The organism is Sulfitobacter dubius (genome assembly GCF_027214245.1).
GTDB classification, from domain to species: domain Bacteria; phylum Pseudomonadota; class Alphaproteobacteria; order Rhodobacterales; family Rhodobacteraceae; genus Sulfitobacter; species Sulfitobacter dubius_A.
Genome location: NZ_JAPWHM010000004.1, coordinates 219,222 through 237,772 on the forward strand (window position 1 = coordinate 219,222; position 18,551 = coordinate 237,772).

Annotated in this window: 23 protein-coding genes; 6 read left to right on the forward strand and 17 right to left on the reverse strand. The window is 61.9% G+C overall.

Annotation, left to right across the window (positions count from 1 at the left end):
• The 17 genes from O4H31_RS11125 to fabD form a co-directional block, all read right to left on the reverse strand.
• A complete protein-coding gene (locus O4H31_RS11125; protein WP_269345736.1) occupies positions 1–423 on the reverse strand; it encodes a phage major tail protein, TP901-1 family in 423 nt (140 codons plus the stop codon).
• Between the two features lie 35 nt (positions 424–458).
• Positions 459–869 carry a DUF3168 domain-containing protein gene (locus tag O4H31_RS11130; RefSeq protein WP_269345738.1) on the reverse strand — a complete coding sequence of 137 codons (411 nt, stop codon included), beginning with the start codon at positions 867–869 and terminating at the stop codon, positions 459–461.
• A complete protein-coding gene (locus O4H31_RS11135) occupies positions 866–1,204 on the reverse strand; it encodes a phage head closure protein (protein ID WP_269345740.1) in 339 nt (112 codons plus the stop codon). The genes O4H31_RS11130 and O4H31_RS11135 overlap by 4 nt, the downstream gene beginning before the upstream one ends.
• Positions 1,201–1,800 carry a head-tail connector protein gene (locus O4H31_RS11140; RefSeq protein ID WP_269345743.1) on the reverse strand — a complete coding sequence of 200 codons (600 nt, stop codon included), beginning with the start codon at positions 1,798–1,800 and terminating at the stop codon, positions 1,201–1,203. Before O4H31_RS11140 ends, O4H31_RS11135 begins: the two co-directional genes overlap by 4 nt.
• Before the next feature lie 166 nt (positions 1,801–1,966).
• Entirely contained in the window at positions 1,967–3,145 is a 1,179-nt protein-coding gene (locus tag O4H31_RS11145; protein ID WP_269345745.1) for a phage major capsid protein, read from the reverse strand.
• Positions 3,146–3,181: 36 nt separating this feature from the next.
• Entirely contained in the window at positions 3,182–3,778 is a 597-nt protein-coding gene (locus O4H31_RS11150) for an HK97 family phage prohead protease (RefSeq protein WP_269346337.1), read from the reverse strand.
• 36 nt (positions 3,779–3,814) lie between these two features.
• Entirely contained in the window at positions 3,815–4,042 is a 228-nt protein-coding gene (locus O4H31_RS11155) for a GTA head formation protein, RCAP_rcc01685 family (RefSeq protein ID WP_386283658.1), read from the reverse strand.
• Entirely contained in the window at positions 4,032–5,207 is a 1,176-nt protein-coding gene (locus O4H31_RS11160) for a phage portal protein (RefSeq protein ID WP_269345749.1), read from the reverse strand. The genes O4H31_RS11155 and O4H31_RS11160 overlap by 11 nt, the downstream gene beginning before the upstream one ends.
• 70 nt (positions 5,208–5,277) lie before the next feature.
• On the reverse strand, positions 5,278–6,705 hold the full coding sequence (locus tag O4H31_RS11165; RefSeq protein WP_419723601.1) for a DNA-packaging protein: 1,428 nt from the start codon (positions 6,703–6,705) through the stop codon (positions 5,278–5,280).
• 476 nt (positions 6,706–7,181) lie between these two features.
• Positions 7,182–8,366, reverse strand: a complete 1,185-nt coding sequence (gene mltG, locus O4H31_RS11170; RefSeq protein WP_269345751.1) for an endolytic transglycosylase MltG — start codon at positions 8,364–8,366, stop codon at positions 7,182–7,184.
• Complete coding sequence (gene fabF, locus O4H31_RS11175) at positions 8,367–9,626, reverse strand: beta-ketoacyl-ACP synthase II (protein ID WP_269345754.1); 1,260 nt, start codon at positions 9,624–9,626, stop codon at positions 8,367–8,369.
• Positions 9,627–9,781: 155 nt separating this feature from the next.
• Entirely contained in the window at positions 9,782–10,315 is a 534-nt protein-coding gene (locus O4H31_RS11180; protein ID WP_269345756.1) for a GNAT family N-acetyltransferase, read from the reverse strand.
• A 159-nt stretch (positions 10,316–10,474) separates the two neighbouring features.
• Positions 10,475–10,708: an acyl carrier protein gene (locus tag O4H31_RS11185; protein WP_067261852.1), complete on the reverse strand. Its 234-nt coding sequence runs from the start codon at positions 10,706–10,708 to the stop codon at positions 10,475–10,477.
• Between the two features lie 202 nt (positions 10,709–10,910).
• The gene (gene fabG / locus O4H31_RS11190) at positions 10,911–11,648 is read right to left on the reverse strand and encodes a 3-oxoacyl-[acyl-carrier-protein] reductase (RefSeq protein ID WP_007119971.1); all 738 of its coding nucleotides are present in this window, start codon (positions 11,646–11,648) and stop codon (positions 10,911–10,913) included.
• Positions 11,649–11,670: 22 nt separating this feature from the next.
• Positions 11,671–12,240 carry a hypothetical protein gene (locus O4H31_RS11195; RefSeq protein ID WP_269345763.1) on the reverse strand — a complete coding sequence of 190 codons (570 nt, stop codon included), beginning with the start codon at positions 12,238–12,240 and terminating at the stop codon, positions 11,671–11,673.
• Complete coding sequence (locus O4H31_RS11200; protein WP_269345765.1) at positions 12,237–12,641, reverse strand: hypothetical protein; 405 nt, start codon at positions 12,639–12,641, stop codon at positions 12,237–12,239. Before O4H31_RS11200 ends, O4H31_RS11195 begins: the two co-directional genes overlap by 4 nt.
• Before the next feature lie 17 nt (positions 12,642–12,658).
• On the reverse strand, positions 12,659–13,591 hold the full coding sequence (gene fabD / locus O4H31_RS11205; protein WP_269345767.1) for an ACP S-malonyltransferase: 933 nt from the start codon (positions 13,589–13,591) through the stop codon (positions 12,659–12,661).
• A gap of 213 nt (positions 13,592–13,804) precedes the next feature.
• Here fabD and rpsF point away from each other — a divergent pair, with 213 nt between their 5' ends.
• The 6 genes from rpsF (at position 13,805) to O4H31_RS11235 (ending at position 18,148) form a co-directional block, all read left to right on the forward strand.
• Positions 13,805–14,158: a 30S ribosomal protein S6 gene (rpsF, locus tag O4H31_RS11210; protein ID WP_067626662.1), complete on the forward strand. Its 354-nt coding sequence runs from the start codon at positions 13,805–13,807 to the stop codon at positions 14,156–14,158.
• A gap of 28 nt (positions 14,159–14,186) precedes the next feature.
• A complete protein-coding gene (rpsR, locus tag O4H31_RS11215; RefSeq protein ID WP_005852865.1) occupies positions 14,187–14,414 on the forward strand; it encodes a 30S ribosomal protein S18 in 228 nt (75 codons plus the stop codon).
• A gap of 11 nt (positions 14,415–14,425) precedes the next feature.
• The gene (gene rplI, locus O4H31_RS11220) at positions 14,426–15,052 is read left to right on the forward strand and encodes a 50S ribosomal protein L9 (RefSeq protein ID WP_067626664.1); all 627 of its coding nucleotides are present in this window, start codon (positions 14,426–14,428) and stop codon (positions 15,050–15,052) included.
• Between the two features lie 161 nt (positions 15,053–15,213).
• Positions 15,214–15,504, forward strand: a complete 291-nt coding sequence (locus tag O4H31_RS11225) for a hypothetical protein (protein WP_269345801.1) — start codon at positions 15,214–15,216, stop codon at positions 15,502–15,504.
• 127 nt (positions 15,505–15,631) lie between these two features.
• Positions 15,632–16,117: a transglycosylase SLT domain-containing protein gene (locus O4H31_RS11230; protein ID WP_150120451.1), complete on the forward strand. Its 486-nt coding sequence runs from the start codon at positions 15,632–15,634 to the stop codon at positions 16,115–16,117.
• 72 nt (positions 16,118–16,189) lie between these two features.
• Complete coding sequence (locus tag O4H31_RS11235; RefSeq protein ID WP_269345803.1) at positions 16,190–18,148, forward strand: bifunctional 2',3'-cyclic-nucleotide 2'-phosphodiesterase/3'-nucleotidase; 1,959 nt, start codon at positions 16,190–16,192, stop codon at positions 18,146–18,148.
• Positions 18,149–18,551 lie beyond the last annotated feature (403 nt).

The window sequence follows — 18,551 nt, forward strand, 5'->3', positions numbered from 1 at the left end:
TCACGCCACCACATCGGGGGTAAAGACCAGCTCCCCCGCCGATTGCAGGCTCAACTCAAACGTGGCCTCCCCATTCAGCGACCCCGCGTATTCCAGGGCAGAGACCTGAAACGGCCCCTGCACCACACCGAAATCCGGGATGATGACCTGAAAATCTGGCGTTAGCCCGTTAAAGAATAGCTGCCGCGCACGTTCATCCGTGCCCGCATCGCGAAACACCCCCGAGCCACTGATCGCGGCCGAGCGCACCCCCGCGCCCGCCAGCAACTCCCGCCAGCCCCCGCTTGAATCGAGCGAGGTCACATCCACCGTTTCGGCGTTGAAACTCACCCGCTTGGCCCTCAGCCCGGCGATCGTCTCAAACTGACCATCGCTGGTCATATCCACTTTGACCAAAAGGTCTTTGCCCGCTTGCACTGCCATCTCTATCTCCTCGCACCAATCTAGAATCTGAAGTCTTACGCATCCGCGACCCGGGCGCGGAATTGCAGGTCGATCTGCCGCCCCGCGGCCCCGTCAATCCGCCGTGCCGTCGCTTTGAGAAAGGCCATATCCACCACATGCCCGCGGCTAAGCGCTGGCTGCGCCCCATGCAGCAAATCGCAGATCAACGCCGCGCAGCCCTTCGCCGTGCTGAACCCCGGCACGCTGGTGATCACCGACAGGGTCAGGCGGTGCTCCGCGCCCGCGCCCTCGGGGTCTGACGCATCCTTCGCCATCTCCTGCCCAAGCAGCACATAGGTCTCCGGCAAGCTTCCCCCCGGCACCACGTCAAAGACTGCGTCACCGATCAGCGCGGTGAGGCCCGGATCGCTCTGCAACAGATCATAAACCGCCGCCTGCAAAGCCCCTGAAAGAGCGTAGGTCATACCGCCACCTCCTCATCGGCAAAGCAGGTCAGATACCGCCCGCCCGCATCGCTCTCGGCCACCGCCCGGATCACGAAAACCCGCGCGCCTTCCCGAAACCGCTGATCCGGCGTCGGCCTGTCGGGCGCGCCTTGCGGTGCCGCGCGGACCGTGATCTTGAAACCCATCCGACTGACGGCCACCCCACCTGCGGTGGTTTCCCGCCCCGTCCGCGCGCGAACCTCTGCCCAGAGGGTGCCCAAAGGCTGCCAGACTTCGGTATGCCCCCCCGCGCCATCGGTCACCCGTTCTGGGGCTTCCAAGACCAGCGGGCGGTTTAAATGCGGGCGGCTCATCTCGTACCACCAAAGCCGACACGTACGCGTCGGTAGCGCTCAATCAGGCTGCTGACACCAAAGGGCATGCACCCTTCGCCAAGCGCCGTATCGTCGCGGTATTCATAGTAATGTGCGGCCAGCAGCATCACCGCTTGGGCCAGATCATCCGGCAGCCCGGCCCAATCGACGGCCATGCCTGCGTCGAAACTGATCAGCGCGGCTCCGGCACTCGGGATGCGGGGCAAGGCGGCTGTGCTGGCACGCAACCGCGGCATTTGCGCATCGCGCTCGAGCCAATAGCGGTCGGGGTCAACCTGCGTCTCTGCCCCATCACGCGCGACCAACGCCACCCGCGCGATGTCCTGCACGGGCGCAACCGGCAATACCTGCGCCGCCGCATCGCGCCAAAAGGTCAGCGACAGGGCAAAACGCCGGGTGATCAACACCTTGCCCGTCCGCGCCTCCACCGCCGCAATTGCCGCGCGCAGGAAACTGCGCAGCACCGGTTCCTGAAGGCCGTCCTGCCCAAAACCGCTGCCAAGGCGCAGATGCATTCTGAAGGCCTCAACCGGCAAGACCGCATCCGGCACATTTGTCTCTTCGATCAACATCATCGAACGTCTCCAAAATTCGCTCCCTCGCCCCATGGGGCCATGCGCTTATTCCCGGACGCGCACCGGTTGCATTGCTCGGTCGGAGGGGAGCAGCTAGACAACACAACCTTGCAGGCGCACGTCCGGACCGGGGCCAAGTTGCCCCGGCCCCGGCTTCGGCATTGGCTTACGCCAGGCCGAATTTCATCAGCTTGATCGCCGCGAAGTCGCTCACGTCACCGCCGACACGTTTGGTCGCATAGAACAGCACATGCGGCTTGGCGCTGAAGGGATCGCGCAGGATCCGCAGATCGGGGCGCTCAGCCACCGTGTACCCGGCCGAGAAGTCACCAAATGCGATGGCCATCGCATCGGTCGCCGGGTCGGGCATGTCCTCGGCCACCAGCACCGGATAGCCCATCAACCGCGCAGGCTCTCCTGCGGCCAGCCCATCCGACCACAGAAAGCGCCCGTCGGTGTCTTTCAACTTGCGCACCTTAGCCGTGGTCTTGGAGTTCATCACGAAGACCGCGTTCTTGCGGTAAGCCGCGCCAAGGGCGTAGACCAACTCGATGATCGCATCCGCCTCGGGATTGGCGTTGGTGCCGCTGGGGACATAGCCCAGATTACCCCAACTCCAGACGTCGTTATCGACCGCCGGATGGCTCAAAAAACCGGTCGGCTTGTCGATCCCATCGCCGCTGACAAAGGCCGCCGCCTCGGCCCGTGCGAATTTGTCGGCGATGCGGCCCGCGAGCCAGCCTTCGATATCAAAGGCGCTGTCGTCCAGCAGCCGTTGGCTTGCCTTGGGCAGTGCGCTCAACTCATGCAGCGGCACGGTGATCCGGTCGATCTGTGGCGTGTCCGTCTCGGCCTGCGCACCACTTTCGGTGGCCCAGCCCGCCCCCACATCAGCATGATCCACCAGCACGTCATAAGACGTGGCCTCGACCTGCACCACCGCCGCAATCGCGCGGATTGATGCGCCCGAATTCAGCACAGATTGCACCCGCTCCGATGTCTGCGGATCCACCAGATAGCCGCCATCCGAGTTCACCGCCGTTGACATCGATTTTCCGTCCAGTTCCAGCCCCCGCAGCCCGTCGTCGTCGCCATTGCGCAAATAGGCGTCAAAGGCTTTCTTATGCGGTGCATCATGCTCAATTGCGCCGCCCAAAGGGCTGCGGGCAGGCAGGGTCATCTTGCGGTCCATCATGGCAATTCGCTCTTCTGATTGTTGAAGTTTCGTATTGATCTCGGCCCGAAAGCCGTTGAAGTCACTGACAAAACCGCTCACGGCCTGCCGCACTTCCTCCGCCGGGGACAGATCTGCGCCCGCCTTTGTGCTCATCTCGCTCTTGGTCATTGCTTTTCCTCTGATCTTGCTCAGTCAAACTCAGGCTCAGCCGCGCGCCATATCGCGCCGCGCCGCGTCAAAGGCCGCCGCCATGTCCCGCAGAACATCACCCACAGCCTTGAAATCCCCCTTGGACCCCACCCGCGCCGAGGGCAGCATCGGAAAGGTCACCAAAGACACCTCCCAAAGCTCCAACTCCGTCAGCAGCCGTTGCCCCTTGGTATTCTTGCCCGCCTTCACGGTGCGGTAGCCGATGCTGAGCCCGTCGATGGCTCCTGCCTCAATCAGCGCGGCCGCTTCCCGCCCCTTAGCAACACTGCTCAGGATGCGCCCCTTGACCCACAGGCCCCGGCCATCCTCATGCACCTCATCCCAGACCCCGATGGGCTGGGCAGGATCATGCTGCCACAGCATTTTGACGCTGCGCCCGGCCTTCGTGACTTGGGCAAGGCTCGCCGCATAGGCACCGGCTTCCACCACGTCGCCCCCCTGATCCACCGCGCCGAAAAGGCTGGCGTAGCCGCTGATCTCCAGCCCGCCTTCTACCTCAGCCACCGTGCCGAAACGGGCGAACTTATGTTCCAAAGCGGCCCCAGCACACAGACCTTCCCCGTTCTCCGGCAAAGCGCCGGAGTTAATCATCGGATAACCCATTGTTATTTCCTCTTTTTCAGCCCGCTACGGCGCCACCACCAGAAAGGATTGCACCGCCTGCGCCAAGATCACCGCGACCACGCCGTAAACCGTCAACCACAAGCGCCGTTCCAGCCGCTCCATCATCTGCTCGATCCGGTCGAGCCGCTTTTGCATGTTCTCGCGGTGCACTGCGCTCAGCGTCTCATGCGCCTGAAGCCGCAAGCCCGGCGCGCATTCGAACCGCTCGATCTCGCGCAATTCAGGCATCATTCGCCACCGCAGACAGCCCCAACAGGGCGCGCTTTTCCGCATCGCTCAAGAACGCCGCTGCCGAGACCCGCGCCCATTGCGCATCCCTCTCCGCCGCCAAGGCCGGCACTTGGTCTAGGTCCGGCTTCAAACTCACCGGCTCGCCCAGATACCCGCTCAACCACTCCGCCAGCGCAGCCGTCACCCGTGTCGCCAGGGGCAGAACGGTCAGACGATAGAACGCCCGATGCGCCTCTTGATAGTTGGCATAGGTCGCATCCCCCTGCACCCCGATCAGCATCGGCGGCACCCCAAAGGCGAGCGCAATCTCCCGCGCCGCACTCTCCTTGGTCTTCTGAAATTCCATGTCCGAGGGCGAAAACCCCATCGGCTTCCAGTCAAGCCCACCTTCCAGCAGCATCGGTCGCCCCGCATTGCGCGCGCCCTGATGATGGCTCTCCATCTCGCTCACAAGCCGGTCATATTGATCCTCACTCAGCTTGCCCTGCCCCTCGGCCCCGCGATAGACAATCGCCCCCGAAGGCCGCGCCGCGTTATCCAGCAGCGCCTTCGACCAACGGCTCGCGGCGTTATGCACATCCATCGCCATCGCCGCCGCCTGCATCGGGCTAAAGCCATAGTGATCGTCCTGCGGGTGAAAGTTGCGGATATGACAAACCGGCGTCACCGGCCCGCTGGCGTCAAAGCGATGCTTGCGCCCGCCCACTGCATATTCATAAGCCACCGGCCAACCATCCGCCCCCGGCACCACGCTCATCCGGTCCGAGCGCAGCACATGCAGCTCGACCGGCAAACCACCCTCGCCGCCCACCGCCTCGACATAGCCATCGCCGCTCAGCAGCATCTGACCGTAAAGCGCCTCAAGCAACTCTGCCCGGCCTTGCCCCGCGTTCGGGCGGCGGATCAATTCCATCAGCGGGTGTTCGTCATAGCGCCGCGCCGCGTCCTGCACGACCAGCGGCAGCGCCGCCGCCGCCTCGGCAATCAGCTTGACCGAGCGAAACCCCACCGGATTGCCGCAAAAGCCCGAGCGCGTCAGGCTCACACTGTCCCGCGGGCTCCATGCAACGCGACCTGAGGATTGATAGGCCACGACCGGCCCGGTCGCCGAAGCTTTCTGCTCAACGGTCTCAGCCGCGCCGCGCCGTAGAAAATCGAATACCATCTGTCGCTCCTCGTTCTGCCCGGCCTTTGCAGCAGCGTGATCCTCTGCTGCCCGGCGTTGTCAGACTGTCTCAATAAAATGTTAAAGGCCGGGTAACCGACCGCACGCTCCCCTGCGCAACGCCCGCCCTACAGCTCCGCACCCCCGGACTGCGCCACTGCGCGGCAGGTTCAATCATCAGCTCATGCAGCGCCCACACCAGCGCATCGACCCGGTCCGGGCTGCCCTTGCCCTCATAGCCCCGCGCCGTCATCAGACACATCTGATCCTCCAATGCATCCAGCCCCGGCAAATGGCTCACCCGCCCCTGCTCATAAAGCGCCGCCACCGGCTCTGCTCGCGCGACCTTGCCCCGCGCCGCATGCACGGTCTTGAGCGACACGAGCGGATCGACCTGCCGCAGCACCTCAGAAACCAGCTGCCCCCCTTGGTTCACCTCGGCCACCAAACGGTCCGCCCCATAGCGCGTCATCGCCGCAATCGCCGCCTGCGCCCAGCCATTGGGCGTGGCCCCCTGCACCGTGCAATCGGCCAAGACCACCGCCCGCCAATCCTGCGGCGGCCCCTTGGTCTGCGCGCCCACCGCAACGATCCCGCACTCATCCGAGCCTGCGCCGCTGGTCGTCGCCGGATCCAAGCCCACCACGATCCGATCCAACTCAGGCGCCGCCTGCACCCGCCCCGCCTCCAACAAAGCAGACGTCCACAGCGCCCCCTCTGCATCCGCCAGCAAAACCCCATCCAACTCCTGCCGCCCCAGCCGTGTCCCGCGATAGCGCGCCCGCACTTCTTCGAGGAACGACCCCGCCAGATTGGCCGCATTCGCCTCCGTTGGCGCATGGGTCGTCACCGTCGACGGTGCGGCCAAGAGCGCCTTCAACACATCCACATTGCGCGGCGTCGTGGTGACACAAACCTGAGGCCGATCACCCAAGCGCAGCGCAAACTGCAACTGGTCCCAAGCCTCCTGCCCGCGTTTCCATTTCGCCAATTCATCCACCCAAGCCGCATCAAACTGCGGCCCCCGCAGCCCTTCGGGATCATGCGCCGTATGCACCGTCGCAATCGCCCCGTTGGGCCAAACCAAGCGCTTGCGCGTCGTCTCCCAATCGGGCCGCCGATCCGGTGGGCTACAGGCCAGTATCCCGCTGTCGCCAAAAATCATCACCTCGCGCACCTGCTCAATGGTCTCCCCCACCAGCGCCACACGGCTGCACGCCCCCGCATCCAACGGACGGCTCCCCTCAACCTTGCTGCGCACCCATTCCGCCCCGGCGCGGGTCTTGCCCGCACCGCGCCCGCCCATGATCACCCATGTCCGCCAATCCCCCTCAGGCGGCAGCTGATGGTCCAAGGCCCAGAACTCGAACAAAAAAGGGAGAGCCAGAAGCTCTCCCTCATCTAGGTCATTCAGAAACTGCGCCTGGGTCTGAACATCGGCGCAGGCGATCCAGCTTGCACCCGATGTCAGCCCGCGCTTTGTCCATGTCGAGGGCATAGCCCCCGCGCGCGATTCCAGCTTGTCGGTTTCGACAGTCATTCAGCGTGTTCTCCGCTTTCAGGCAATGTGCCAGCAAGCCCGCCACTTTGGACGTGTTGCCAGACACCGCAGTTTCCTTGAGTTCCCCCCCGGACCGGGTCTGTTCCGTCAGACCTTCGATTTCCCGACGCAGCGCGCCGATTGCTTCTTGGAGACCGCGCAGAATTTCCGCGCTGTCTTCCGTCTCTTGCTCCGGGGTAATGATCGTCATCGCTTTACCTCTTGTTGGTTATCCCCAACCGAGCAGACACAAAAAAAACGACCACCGGGTCACCCCGGGGCCGTTCGCCCATGTCTTCTAGCGTGACACAAGTCCTACGTCAGACCGTGCGCAAAGTCAAGAAAAACTGTGTTAACAACACCTTACAGCGCCGTACGGCAAAGCACCCGCGCTGATAAAAACCCCGCTGTCTCCAGCGGGGTTTCTAGTCGTTTCAGTTACCACCTGTCGAAGCATTCCCGGCCGCTTCTGCGCCGCGCTCCGCCTCGATCTGACGCCAGCGCGCCACGTTGCGGTTATGCTCGTCCAAGGTCTCAGCAAAAGCGTGCCCCCCGGTGCCATCCGCCACGAAGAAGACGAAATCCGTCTCCGCCGGTTGCGCCGCAGCCATCAGGCTTGCCCGGCCCGGATTTGCAATCGGGGTCGGCGGCAGACCGTTGATCACATAGGTGTTCCACGGCGTCTCTGCCCGCAGCTCTGAGCGGCGCAGCCCACGGCCCAGCACGCCCTTGCCCTCGGTCACGCCATAGATCACCGTCGGATCCGTTTGCAGACGCATGCCTTGGTTCAGACGGTTCACGAAAACGCTCGCCACCTGCTCACGCTCCGCCGCCACACCGGTTTCTTTTTCGATGATCGAGGCAAGGATCAGCAGTTCCTCCGGCGTCTCAATGGGCAGATCAGGGTCACGTGCCTCAAAGGCCTGCGCCAACAGCACCTGCTGCGCTGCCGTCATCCGCGCGATCACCTCGGCGCGGTCATCACCGGGGCGCACCTCATAGCTGTCTGGCGCAAGGCTGCCCTCAGCGGGGAGGTCTTCAACCTCACCGGTCAATTGCTCGACCTGTTTCAGCGCTTCGACAACCTGCCAGCTTGTCACGCCCTCGGCCAATGCCACACGAAACCGCGTGTCGTTCTTGCTAGAGATTTCGGAGTATGCCTCAGGGGTCTCTTCCTCACCCGGCGTGAACTCCGCGCGCTCAACAAACCGGCTTGTCTCCGGGTCCAACTCACGGACCTGCACGCTTACGCGGTTCACGCCCACGCGGTACACAACCTCGGTGCCGCAGGTGCTGGCCCCGCCCTGGGTCACGATATCAACAATCCCCTGCATCGACGTGCCGGGTTGCACAAGAAAGCTGCCCGCTTTCAGGCTGCCCGACTTCTCCTCGTAATCCGCGCCCATGCGAAAGAGCGCGGGCGAGGAAACCGCGCCCTGTTCCTCAAGGCTCTGGCTCACCTGCCGCATGTTCGAGCCGCGCTCGACCTGCACACAGATCGCCTGCTCCAGCGGCCCTTCGGCGACATAGGTCGTCTTGCCCCAGAGGATGATCCCCCCAAGCAGAAACAGGCCGACCAACAGAAACGTCACGGCGTTAGAAGCGATATGACGCCACATTTAGCGGACTTTCCCGAACAGTACCGATGCGTTTGTGCCGCCAAAGCCGAACGAATTGCTCAGCGCCACGTCGATCTTGCGCTCGACCTTTTTGTTGGGTGCCAGATCAATTGGTGTCTCAACCGCTGGGTTATCAAGGTTGATCGTCGGCGGCGCCACCTGATCGCGGATCGCGAGCATGCAGAAGATCGCCTCAATCGCGCCAGCGGCCCCCAAGAGGTGCCCGGTCGCGGATTTGGTCGAAGACATGGTGACCTTGTCCGCCGCATCGCCCATCAGACGCTCGACCGCGCCCAATTCGATGGTATCGGCCATGGTCGAGGTGCCATGCGCGTTGATGTAATCGACATCCGCTGGCTCCAGCCCCGCGTTCTTCAATGCCGCTCGCATAGAGCGTTCGCCACCTTCGCCGTCTTCCGACGGTGCCGTGATGTGATGCGCGTCGCCCGACAGGCCATAGCCCAGCACTTCGGCATAGATCTTGGCACCGCGCGCCTTGGCGTGCTCGTATTCTTCCAAGACCACGATGCCCGCGCCTTCGCCCATGACAAAACCGTCACGGTCCACATCATAGGGGCGGCTGGCTTTCTTGGGGTCGTCTCCGCGTTTGGTCGACAGCGCCTTGCAGGCGTTAAAGCCCGCCATGCCGATCTCACAGATCGCCGCCTCGGCGCCGCCTGCAATCATCACATCCGCATCGCCGTATTTAATCAGCCGCGCCGCGTCACCGATGGCATGGGCACCAGTGGAACAAGCAGTCACGACCGAGTGGTTCGGCCCCTTAAACCCATAGCGGATCGACACCTGACCCGAGATCAGGTTGATCAGCGCGCCGGGCACGAAGAAGGGGCTCACGCGGCGCGGCCCCTTTTCGGCCATCATGACAGCAGTATTGGCGATAGAGTTCAATCCACCGATGCCCGAGCCGATCAAAACGCCGGTGCGCTCCTGATCTTCTTTCTCGGTCGGCAACCAGCCCGAATCCTCAACCGCCTGCTGGGCGGCGGCCATGCCGAACAGGATGAAAGTATCTACTTTCCGCTGCTCTTTCGGCTCCATGTATTTATTGGCGTCAAAGGTGCCATCACTGCCATCGCCCAAAGGAACTTCGCAGGCGTATTGGGTCACCAATTTGCTGGGATCAAAGCCGGTGATCGGCCCGGCCCCGGATTGCCCATCAAGGATCCGTTTCCAGCTTTCTTCCACGCCGTCCGCGAGGGGGGTAACCAAACCCAAACCCGTTACTACAACTCTGCGCATCTTAGTGCCCCTTGCCGATAATCTCTCGGCGAACCTCTTACCCTGCAAAAGCCTGTAGGCACAAGCATATCGGCGGTGGGCCGCAGGCATAGCACAAAAACGCCTATCTTCGAAACCGGGCGGCCATCAAAGGTGGTAAGGGTCTGGTGGCGCCGTTAGACTGGCGGCCCACGCCGGGTTAGCAGATGCACCGGGCCACCCGCTGTCTTTGCCTCCCGAAGCGGCTGATACCCAAGCGCGCCCGCGATCCGCAACGCTGCCTCATTCCCCCTCGAAATCATGCAAACCGTGCGCCCTGTGATCACCCGATCAAACCATTCATGCGCCGCGCGTGCGGCCTCAAACCCCAGACGCTGATCCTGCGCCTGAGGGGCCAAGACCAGCCGCGCTTCGGGGTAAGTATCGAAATCTTCGCCGAAATTCCGTGAACCAAAGACGAAACCCGTCTGCCCCAGCATCTCTCTTTGTCGGTGAAGCTGCACGGCCCATTGCCCGAATCCCGTGATTTGCCAATGCCCAGCATTGCGCAAGAAAGCATCCCACGACTGCCCCTTCGCCCGGGGCCGATCAAGTATCCGGTCCGCCACATCCGGCATCGCCCAGATCTCAGCGTAACGCTCAAAATCCTCGGCCCGCATGGCACGCAGGGTCAGTCTGGCTGTGTTGATGGTCGGGATCGTTCGGGACATGGGGTGAATTGCCTTCACGCTTGAAACTTCTTGGCGAAGACATGCGGCTTCGGCACCAAAGGGACAAGCCCACCCCGCTGCGACAAATAAAAACGGCGTCATTCCGCTAGGAACGACGCCGCTTTCAAATCTCAATTCCGCCGGTCGCCCGGCAAAGCCTTAGGAGGCTTCTTTGATGAACTTGACCGCATCGCCAACGGTCTGGATGTTCTCAGCGGCGTCATCGGGGATCTCGATGCCGAACTCTTCTTCGAACGCCATCACCAGTTCCACGGTGTCAAGGCTGTCAGCGCCAAGATCGTCGATGAACGACGCATTCTCAGTCACTTTGTCCTCTTCCACGCTCAGGTGTTCTACAACGATCTTTTTCACGCGGTCTGCGACGTCGCTCATAATAAGTCCTCATGTCTTCGGGCCATTCAGGCCCCTTTTGGTTTCCGCCCGCCGATGATCAGCGTTTGGAGGATGCCCCAAAAGGGGCGGCTATTTTCCTTGTTCGCACAAGGCGGAGGGGGCAATCAAGCACCCTTCGTTTCGATTCTGCGCCCCCTTTAGCACATGCCGAAGGCTTGGCAAACGCTATTGCAGCGCAGGGTCACAACATGGCCATACCGCCGTTCACATGCAAGGTGGTCCCTGTCACATAAGCGGCCTCGGCACTAGAAAGATAGACCACAGCGGCGGCAATTTCATCCGGATCACCCATTCGGCCTGCCGGAATTTGCCCCATGATTCCAGACTTTTGCTCGTCCGTCAGCTTGTCTGTCATGGCCGTGGTGATAAAGCCCGGTGCCACAGCATTCACGGTGATCCCACGGCTCGCCACCTCATAGGCAAGCGATTTGGACATACCGACAACACCCGCTTTGGAGGCCGCGTAATTCGCCTGACCGGGATTGCCGGTGGCCCCCACCACGCTTGAGATATTGATTATCCGGCCCCAACGCGCCTTCATCATTCCGCGCATCACGCCTTTGCACAGCTTAAACGTCGCCGTGAGGTTCACATTCAGCACGGAATTCCATTCATCATCCGACATGCGCATGAACAGATTATCGCGCGTGATCCCGGCGTTGTTCACCAGAATATCGACCGAGCCCATCGCCTCAGCCGCTTGTTTCGGCAGAGCATCGACGGCTTCCATGTCGCTCAGGTTACAAGGCAGCACATGCGCCCGCTCGCCCAATTCGGCCTTCAGCGCTTCCAACGGTTCGGTCCGCGTACCCGAAAGCCCGACGGTGGCGCCTTGGGCATGCAATTTGCGGGCGATATCCGCGCCAATGCCGCCCGAAGCGCCGGTAATCAGGGCATTCTTTCCTGTAAGATCGAACATGTCTCTTCCTTTATTCTATCAGTCAGGGCCGCGTCAGCAGCCCGTAGCGGCGGATTTCACCCGCTGTCATCTTGTGTATCCCGTCAGATGGCGCTGCCTGCAAGGTAAACCAGTAAAAGCTGTCATTGCCCAGCATCTCGGCCACGTAGCGCCGTGTCATCTGATGTTTGGGCGATTGCCGCGGAAAGCTGCTGCCCTCGCGGTAGCCATTGCGCCAGCTATGCACCCGCAGCGCCGCCCCCGGCGCCATGCGCCGTTTGGCTCCGGCAATGAAAAGCTCAACACCCCCGGAATCAACCACACTATTCGCCCGCAACTCAGTCGCCAGACCCGCTGCGCGAATCTGCCGCCCCATACGATGCGTCGCCTTGGCATCAATGGAGCCGTCGATTTGCCCCAGAACCACCGTATCAATCCGCGGATTCTCGGCCAGATGGCGCGCGAAAGTGGCAGGTGTTCGGCTGGTGATCGTGCCGGACATCAACAGATACGGCCCCTGGACCTGCATCCGCGTGCCATCGCTGGCATTCTCAAGGGTGCCACAGGCCACAACTGAGAGCAGCAGCGCAAAGACGGCAATCAGCCGCCTCATGCGTCACTCCCCAGCGGCGTCCGCTCACTAAGTATATAACGCAGCACATCTACCACATCGAAGGCCAGCGAGATCAGCAAGGTGACCAAGATCACCCGAATGATCCAACGCGCGGCGATTGGCATGGCATCCTTGGCCTGCTTGCGGAACAGATAGACCGCCAGTGGCCCCCAGATCAGCAGATGCGGCAGACCGAGAAGTTTGACGTATCCCATTTGCCGGAACATGCCGTAAACCGCCGCTCCGGTAAGAATACTGGCGGCCACGGCAATCACCCCAACCTTGCGGCTCTGCGGCCATATCAGCAGCGCCATGGGCAAGACCCCCACGGCAAAGACCAGCCAGTTGAACCACCAGATCAGCCATTCCGGCAGCAGCGTCAGGGTTTCTTGCATCGTCATCTCGGCCCTCCGGGGCGTTACGCCTCTTTCGCGGTTTTGACCTCATCCGGCGTGCCGATGCTGCGGGTGGCGAGGGACTTTTCGATCCGGCGGATCATGCCCGACAGCGCCTTCCCCGCGCCGATCTCCCAGGCTTCGGTGACACCCTGCGCGGCCATCCACTCGACCGAAGACCGCCAGCGCACCCGGCCTGTCACCTGCTCTACCAACAAGTCGCGAATCTTCGCGGCATCGGTGACCGCCTCGGCGGTGACATTCGCCACCAGCGGCACAGCGGGATCATTGAATGTGACCTCCCCCAATGCGCGCGCCATCTCATCCGCCGCAGGCCCCATCAGCGGGCAATGGAAAGGCGCAGAGACCGGCAGCAGCAACGCGCGTTTGGCGCCAGCATCCTTGGCCATGGCCACGGCACGCTCCACTGCGGCTTTGTGGCCCGACAGCACGTTCTGGCTGGGGTCGTTCTCATTGGCGACCTGACAGACTTCGCCTTCGGCGGCGGCTTCGGCCAGCTTCTCGGTCTCTTCGATGCCAAGGCCAAGGATCGCCGCCATCGCGCCCTCACCCACCGGCACGGCGGCCTGCATCGCCTTACCACGAATGCGCAGCAGCCGTGCGGTGTCGGCAAGCGACAGCGACCCTGCGGCGCAGAGCGCGGAATACTCACCAAGACTATGGCCCGCCACATAGGCCGCTTTGCCAACCTCGATCCCTTCGGCCTTCAGCGCGGCCATTGCCGCCATCGACGTGGCCATCAACGCAGGCTGGGCGTTTTGCGTCAGGGTCAGCGTCTCAATGTCCCCCTCCCAGATCAGGTCCGACAGTTTTTCACCGAGGGCGTCGTCGACTTCTTGGAAAACGGCGCGGGCTTCAGGATAGGCTTCAGCCAGATCGCGGCCCATGCCGATGGTTTGGGCACCTTGGCCCGGGAAAACGAATGCAATGCTCATGGTTGCGGCCTCTCTTATGCGTTTTGCCTGATGTATCCTCTGCGCCCCAGCCGAACAAGCCTTGCCGCAGGCGCTTGGGGCTTGCCGTGCAGCACAAACCGTGTATACGGGCGCTTCCTTGCAAAGCATATGAACCGCGCAGACTCTCGTGGTGGGGCCGCAAGGATGAATGCCCCGCCTATGAAATGCGCCTTGATATAAATAGGAGTGCACATGCCGCTTTATGAGCATGTTATGATTGCGCGTCAGGACCTGTCTAACACGCAAGCAGAAGGCCTCATCGAACACTTTGGCACCGTCCTCGCGGACAACGACGGCAAGCTCGTCGACAGCGAGTACTGGGGCGTCAAAACGATGGCCTACAAGATCAACAAAAACCGCAAGGGCCACTATGCCTTCCTGCGTTCGGACGCCCCCGCGACCGCCGTGCAGGAAATGGAGCGCCTGATGCGCCTGCATGATGACGTGATGCGCGTTCTGACCATCAAAGTTGATGAGCACAAAGAACTGCCGTCCGTACAGATGCAAAAGCGTGACGAGCGTTCCGAACGCCGCGAACGCCGTTGATCAACGCTTGAAGAAAAGGACTTAAATCATGGCTGCAAAACCATTTTTCCGTCGTCGTAAAGTGTGCCCCTTCTCGGGCGACAACGCACCTGCGATCGACTACAAGGACACACGTCTGCTGCAACGCTACATCTCTGAGCGTGGCAAGATCGTTCCTTCCCGTATCACCGCCGTATCGGCCAAGAAACAACGCGAGCTGGCCCGTGCCATCAAACGCGCTCGTTTCCTCGCCCTGCTGCCCTACGCCGTCAAGTAAGGAGAGAGCACATGCAAGTTATCCTTCTGGAACGTGTGGCCAAACTGGGCCAGATGGGCGAAGTCGTGGACGTAAAGCCCGGCTATGCTCGCAACTACCTGCTGCCGCAGGGCAAGGCGCTGTCGGCCTCCAAGGCCAATGTCGAAGCCTTTGAGGGCCAAAAAGCCCAGCTCGAAGCACAGAACCTCGAAACCAAAAAAGAAGCCGAGCAATTCGCCGAGAAGCTGAACGGTCAGCAGTTCGTCGTGATTCGCTCCGCTTCCGACGCCGGTGCGCTTTATGGCTCCGTCACCACCCGTGACGCCGCCGATGCCGCAACCGCCGAAGGGTTCACCGTCGACCGCAAGCAGGTCGTCCTGGGTAACCCGATCAAGGAACTGGGCGTGCATGACGTGCGCATCATCCTGCACCCCGAAGTCGATGCCACAATCGAGCTGAACGTCGCACGTTCGCCCGAAGAGGCCGAGCTTCAGGCGTCGGGCAAATCGATTCAGGAACTGGCCGCCGAAGAGGAAGCTGCAGCTGAATTCGAGATCTCCGAACTCTTCGACGATATCGGCTCTGCCGCTGACGAAGACGGCGACTCGGACGTTGTGCGCACCCCTGAGGGCGACGCGCAGGACGACAGCAACAGCTGATCCGACCTGTCCGATCTGACATGAAACGCCGCGCGGCTTTCCGCGCGGCGTTTTTTTATGCGCAGGCCTGTCGCAGGGCGCGTCTGCACCTCTCGCGCGAAATCCTGTAAAAACAGACCATTCTGTGCTATGCTACCTCCATTCAGCATGGAGGATGACACATGCGTTACATCACCATCACCACTTGGGAGATCGCCGACGGGGCGGATTATGACGTGGCCCTACGCGCCATCGACGAAAAGCGCCTGCCCGCCCTCAAAAGCTTTGGCGCCAGCCGCGTTACCGTGGTCCGCACCTCTGAGCGGACCAGTGCCGCCATCACCGAATGGCCCGACAAGGCCACGCGCGATGCGGCCGAACTCAAGATCGACGAGGTCCGCCGCTCGGTAAAGCGCGAAGATCAGACCCGCATGACCGGTGAAATGAAAGGCGAAATCGTCGCCGACGTCTAAGCGTGGCGGAAAGCCGCGCTTTGCGCCCCAACCGCTGGGCAAGGGGCCGCGTATGTTTTGCCAACACGCTTGCCCGAAAGGCCCACAACGGTGATCTTCGCGCCGATATAACAAGCCTCGGTGCATCATGCCTCAGACAACACGCCGCATGTTTCTCTCTTTCATCGCTGCCACGGCACTCACCGCCTGCAATGCCGCTCCTGTAGTGTCGCATGTGCCCCCGCAGCGCCCGGCCCTGCCCCTCCACCCGAATGAGACGCCCGACCTGCGGCGCAAGATCAACCACTGGGCCGACTTCTACGACCTGCCGCGCCCTTTGGTTCATCGTCTGGCCATCCGCGAAAGCACCCATAACCCGCGCGCCCGCAACGGCCCATATTACGGCCTGCTGCAAATCCTGCCCGCCACAGCCCGATCTATGGGGTTCCAAGGCAGCCCGTCTGACCTTTTGGACGCCGACACCAATCTGAAATACGCCCTGAAATACCTGCGCGGCGCTTGGCTTTTGTCTGACGGAGACCACGGCACGGCCATCAAATGGTATGCGCGGGGCTATTATTACGAAGCCAAGAAACGGGGCATGCTGGTGGAAACCGGCCTGAGGGACGGGTGATTAATTTTTAGGCTTGCGCGGCCTCACGCTTCGCCGCAGGTAGGTGTTAATCACGTTAAGAAGGAACGCCGCATGACCCTCCGCCTCAACCGCCGTCACTTTCTCGCCGGCTCTGCCGGTCTGCTGGCCCTTCACCCCTTCTCTCTCCGTGCTGCCGCCAATCAAGCGCACCTGCGCCTGATGGAGACGACGGATCTGCATGTGCATGTCTTTCCCTATGACTATTACGCCGACAAAGAGGTCGACACCGTCGGGCTTTCCCGCACCGCCAGCATCGTCAAGTCGATCCGCGCCGAGGCGACCAATACGCTGATGCTGGACAATGGCGACTTCTTGCAGGGCAATCCGATGGGCGATTACATCGCCTATGAGCGCGGCATGAAAGAAGGCGACATGCATCCGGTGATCCAAGCGATGAACACGCTTGGCTATGACGCCTCGACCTTGGGCAATCATGAATTCAACTACGGGCTGGACTTCCTAATGAAATCCCTCGCCGGGGCCGACTTCCCGGTGGTCAGCGCCAATGTCGTCAAAAAGGTCGGAGCCAAGCCCAGTGACGATGACACGCTGGTCAAACCCTATGTCCTGCTGGACCGGATGTTGACCGATGGCGCGGGAGAGGCCCATCCGATCAAGATCGGCATCATCGGCTTTGTCCCGCCGCAGATCATGGCATGGGACCGCCGCCATCTCGAAGGCAAAGTGCAGGCGCGCGACATCCTAGAGGCCGCCCGCGCTTGGGTGCCGCAGATGAAGGAGGCTGGCGCCGATATCATTATCGCGCTGTCGCATTCGGGCATTGGGGCCGCCAAAGAAGAAGACATGATGGAGAACGCTTCCGTTCCCCTCGCCGCCGTTGAGGGGATCGACGCCATCATGACCGGGCACAGCCACCTCGTCTTCCCCTCGGGCAGCTACGCGGACTATCCCGGCGTGGATGTGAGCGCGGGCACGATCCACGGTAAGCCCGCCACCATGGGCGGCTTCTGGGGCAGCCATCTGGGCCTTATCGACCTGATGCTGGAACGCGACGCGGGCGGTTGGCGCATCGCCAGCCACAGCGCCGAGGCGCGGGCCATTTCGCAGCGCAACGAAGACCGCTCGGTCATGCCGCTGGTGGAAAGCGACGCAGAGGTTCTGGCCTCGGTTCAGCAAGACCATAACGAAACGCTCGCCTATGTCCGCCGCGCCGTGGGCAAGACCGACGCCAATCTGCACAGCTATTTCGCGCTGGTGGCCGATGATCCTTCGGTGCAGGTCGTCTCCAACGCGCAGCGCTGGTATATCGAACAGATGCTGAAAGGGACCGAGCATGAGGGGCTGCCGATCCTATCTGCCGCCGCCCCCTTCAAGGCCGGTGGCCGGGGCGGGCCAGAGTATTACACCGATGTGCCGAAAGGCGATGTGGCGATCAAGAACGTGGCTGACCTCTATCTCTATCCCAACACCGCCCGCGCCGTGCGCGTCACCGGAGCGCAGGTGAAGGATTGGCTTGAGCGGTCAGCGGGCATGTTCAACCAGATCACCCCCGGCGAGGCCAACCAGCCACTTCTGAACCCAGAGTTCCCCAGCTACAATTTCGATGTGATCGACGGCGTAAGCTATCAGATCGACCTTAGCCAGCCGCCTAAATTCGGCCCCAAGGGCACCGTGGCGAACTCTGAGGCGAGCCGGATCGTGAACCTTGAGTTCGAAGGGCAACCGCTTGATCCCAATGCCGAATTCATCATCGCAACCAACAACTACCGCGCCAGCGGTGGCGGCGCATTCCCCGGCGCGAAGGGCGATACCATCGTCTTTGAAGGGCCCGACACCAACCGCGATGTCATCGTGCGCTATATTGTCGAAAAAGGCACCATCAGCCCCCGTGCCGATGGCAACTGGCGCTTTGCTCCGATGGAAGGCACCAGCGTGGTGTTCGAGACCGGACCGAAGGCCGCGGATTACGTGGATGAGGTGACCGGCGTGGCAATGGAGCAGGTCGGCGATACGGAAAACGGCTTCGCCCAGTTTCGGATTACGTTGTAAGGGCGTCTCACCAAGGGTGATGTGCCTAAGCACCTAACACTGCCACAAAGGGCATCGCCTTCCCTGGGGGGCGTTGCAACAATAGCAACCTGCGGAAGCGTTCCATTGCTCGCGAATGTTCCAGTTTGCCGAAACCTTGCAAAATCGCCCTCCGCGGGGAGGGAGGGCGATGCCCGGGGTTGCCCCCGGGCGCAACATTTGCGACCGGCGCGTTTGAGGCCCAGTGTGGCTTGTGCTTCATATCTTTACTCTGTGAACACGAAGCAGATCCCCTCGCTCCGGCGTTCATTCACGACCCTGTACCAACGTTGAAGTCGGCCAGCACCGAAACACTACAAATCCCCCCGCTGTCCCTCCGCAGGAGGCAACACCACCAGCCCCCCAAACGAAACAGGGGCGACGG